At 64.6% G+C, this 3,084-nt stretch carries 4 protein-coding genes; 2 read left to right on the forward strand and 2 right to left on the reverse strand.

Features of this window, described 5'->3' with window-relative positions; genetic code table 11:
* Together JCM25156_RS24075 and JCM25156_RS31165 are read left to right on the forward strand one after the other, a co-directional pair.
* Window positions 1-967, forward strand: a 967-nt coding sequence (locus JCM25156_RS24075; protein WP_242402632.1) for an FUSC family protein, incomplete at its 5' end; no start/stop codon positions are given.
* Between the two features lie 61 nt (window positions 968-1,028).
* Window positions 1,029-1,355 (forward strand): FUSC family protein, encoded by a 327-nt coding sequence (locus tag JCM25156_RS31165; protein ID WP_242402633.1) that lies wholly within the window; start codon window positions 1,029-1,031, stop codon window positions 1,353-1,355.
* A gap of 134 nt (window positions 1,356-1,489) precedes the next feature.
* On the opposite strand, the gene accC is transcribed toward JCM25156_RS31165, so the two are convergent.
* Window positions 1,490-2,839 carry an acetyl-CoA carboxylase biotin carboxylase subunit gene (accC, locus tag JCM25156_RS12270; protein ID WP_025813298.1) on the reverse strand — a complete coding sequence of 450 codons (1,350 nt, stop codon included), beginning with the start codon at window positions 2,837-2,839 and terminating at the stop codon, window positions 1,490-1,492.
* A partial coding sequence (locus JCM25156_RS12275; protein WP_025813300.1) for an acetyl-CoA carboxylase biotin carboxyl carrier protein occupies window positions 2,839-3,084 on the reverse strand: 246 nt, incomplete at its 5' end. The genes accC and JCM25156_RS12275, both read right to left, overlap by 1 nt.

Genomic DNA, 3,084 nt, shown 5'->3' on the forward strand with positions numbered 1-3,084 from the left:
CGGGCCGGGCGGCATGCCGGGCGCGGCCTTCAAGGCGACATCGAGCAAGGTGCAGGCCTTTCTCAAGGACATGGCCCCCCAGCTCGGGGCCAGTGATGACATCGCCCCCGTCCTGGCCCGGCTGGCCGACCTGCAGGCCGCGTGCCGGCAGAGCGTGGCCGATTCCCTTGATGAGGAAATGGGCCGCCCCGGCAGCCTGCCCACCGATCCGCAACTGGGGCAGATGCTCTCGCAGCAGCGCATGCTCAATTACGCGCTGGGCAAGATGCTCGATGAACTGGAACAGGCGCTGATCCAGTTCGACGCCAGCCGCAACCCGCTGCTGCACGATCATTTCCATTACCGGCTCAAGACCTTCCGTGACTGGCAGCAGGCCTTCACCAACAGCCTGCGGGCCTCGGTCACGGTTTTCGGGTCCGGTGTCATATGGGTCACGACGTCATGGTCGGCGGGGCTGACGTTCATGATGTTCGTCTCCATCGTGTGCAGCCTGTTCTCCACGCTGGAAAAACCGGCGCTGGCCACCCGCGCCTTCCTGGGCGGCGCGATCGTGGCCTCGATCGTGGGGGGCATACTCGTGCTGTGGCGGCTGGCGGAGCCGACGACCTATGAAATCATGGCCCTGTGCATGGTCCTGCCCATGCTGGCGGGGGGGCTGGCCTTCGCCTATCCCGTGCTGGTGCTGGGGGCGGTGTCCTACAACCTGTTCCTGCCCATCCTGCTCGGGCCGGGCAACCAGAGCCGGCTGGATGAAATAACGTTCTTCAATACCGCGATGCCGCTGGTCCTCGGGCTGTGGTACGCGATGTGGCGTTCCGGCTGGTACTGCCCTTTGATACGAACGACATGCGCTGGCAGATGCGCACCGGCATCCTGCGCGGGCTGCGCTACGTCGCGCGCGCCCGCACGCTGCCCACCACGCTGTACGTGGTCGAACATAATGTGGACCGCTTTGTCCGGCTGCTGACCGATGCGGAAAACACGCCCGATACGATCATCGACGCTACCTGCAGGGTATCCTGTCGGCCATGACGATCGGGCTGAACGTGATCCGCCTGCGCGCGATTCTGGAGCGGCACCTGCTGCCGCCCGACGCCCAGCGCGTGGTGAGCGACATGATGGGGCGCATGGCGCAGTTCAGCGGGCGGTATGGCGGCCATTACGGGCGGACCGCGCGTTCGGCCAAATTCGCCATTGTCCACCTCCAGCAGATGGCGGGGCTGGCGGACAATCTGGGCGTGCGGCTGGAAATCGACAGCGCGCTGATCTGTATGTACGTGATTTCCTACGAGCTGGATCACAACGAGAAATTCTTCGATGCTTCCAGCCCCTATCTCGATCCGGTCATGGCCTGATCGGGACATGAAAAAAGGGGCCGCCCCATATGGGCGGCCCCTTTTTCAAAAGGCTTCAGGGAACGTCGCCTTGGAACAGGGCGGCCCCCGAAAACTTTTATTTCATTCCGGAATCATCGTGTCGGGCCGGGGTGTCAGTCGCCCTGCTGCCGGGCCACGAAGTTTTCCAGCCAGTGGATGGTGTAATCCCCCTTGCGGAACTGGGGGTCGTCAAGGATCTTGCGGTGCAGCGGGATGACCGTCTTGACCCCCTCGATCACGAATTCATCCAGCGCGCGGCGCATGCGCTCGATGGCTTCAAGGCGCGTGGGCGCGCGCACGATCAGCTTGGCGATCATGCTGTCGTAATAGGGCGGCACGCGATAGCCCGCGTACAGCGCGCTGTCGATTCGCACGCCAAGACCACCGGGCGGATGATAGACCGTGATCGTGCCCGGCGTGGGCATGAAGGTCTGCGGGTCTTCCGCGTTGATGCGGCATTCAATGGCATGGCCGGAGAAGTGGATATCCGACTGGCTGTAGCCAAGCGGCTCACCCGCCGCGATGCGGATCTGCTCACGCACCAGATCCACGTCACACACCATTTCCGTAACCGGATGTTCCACCTGCAGGCGGGTGTTCATCTCGATGAAGCAGAACTGCCCATCCTGGTACAGGAATTCCAGCGTCCCGGCGTTGCGGTAGCCCAGCCCGGTCAGGGCAGTGGTGGCGATCGTCCCGATCTCGTCACGCTGTGCGGCGGTCAGGGCGGGGGAGCCCGCCTCCTCCAGCAGCTTCTGGTGGCGGCGCTGGAGCGAGCAGTCACGCTCGCCAAAATGCACGACGTTGCCGTGCGTGTCGGCCATGATCTGGAGTTCGATGTGGCGGGGTCTGTCGAGGTATTTTTCAAGATAGACCTCGTCATTGCCAAACGCGGCGCGGGCCTCGGTCCGGGCGACGCTCCAGGCTTCCTCCAGGTCGGCCTCGGTGGGGGCGACCTTCATGCCGCGTCCGCCACCACCGGCGGCGGCCTTGATCAGCACGGGGTAGCCTACCCGGGCCGCCACTTCACGCGCCTGTTCAAGGTTTTCCAGCGCCCCGTCCGATCCGGGCACCAGCGGCACGCCCAGCGCCTGCATGGTGGTCTTGGCGGTGATCTTGTCGCCCATCATGCGGATATGTTCGGCGGTCGGCCCGATGAAGGTGATGCCGTGGGCTTCCACCGTCTCCGCGAAATCGGCGTTTTCGGACAGGAAGCCGTAGCCGGGATGGATCGCATCCGCGCCGGTTATGGTCGCGGCCGACAGGATGGCCGCGACATTGAGATACGAGTCGCGGCTGGCGGGCGGCCCGATGCACACGGCCTCATCCGCCAGGCGGACATACATGGCGTCCGTATCGGCCGTGGAATGCACGGCCACGGTGGGAATGCCCAGTTCGCGGCAGGCCCGCAGGATGCGCAGGGCGATCTCGCCACGGTTGGCGATCAGGATTTTGGAAAACATTACTCTATGATGACCAGTGCTTCGCCGAATTCGACCGGGTCACCCGACTGGATCAGCACGCGGCTCAGCGTGCCCGCGCGTGGCGCCTTGATCTGGTTGAAGGTCTTCATCGCCTCGATCAGCAGCAGCGTCTGGCCCGCGCTGACCTGCTGGCCTTCCGTCACGAACGGCGGCGAGGACGGATCGGGCGCCAGATAGGCCACGCCCACCATCGGGCTGGTCACCGCGCGGGGTGCTTGGACGGG

The organism is Komagataeibacter kakiaceti JCM 25156, assembly GCF_000613305.1.